Raw genomic sequence first — 231 nt, 5'->3', positions numbered from 1 at the left:
TGAGCATACCAAGAGTAATGATCTTGACGCGCTACCCATTTCTCAACCCAGTTTTTTTTCTCGGTAGGAAAGACCTTGGCGAAATAGATCACTCGTTCAAAGGCCACTAACCAAAAAATAAACACCACCGCGGCGAGCCACCATAATACAGGCCCACCTTGCGTCATAAACTGGTTCAGATGCTCGCTACCGGGTAGCCAACTGAATAGGTTATGCGGCATACGCTTCCTT

At 47.6% G+C, this 231-nt stretch carries 1 pseudogene; it reads right to left on the bottom strand.

Going from position 1 to position 231, the window contains the following annotated elements:
• Positions 1–221: pseudogene (locus tag A3773_RS17440) on the bottom strand (hypothetical protein); the annotation flags it as partial.
• Between the last annotated feature and the right edge of the window lie 10 nt (positions 222–231).

It is taken from the genome of Neptuniibacter pectenicola, from assembly GCF_001597735.1.
In the GTDB taxonomy this organism is placed as follows: domain Bacteria; phylum Pseudomonadota; class Gammaproteobacteria; order Pseudomonadales; family Balneatricaceae; genus Neptuniibacter; species Neptuniibacter pectenicola.
This window is presented reverse-complemented; position numbering and strand designations above follow the sequence as displayed.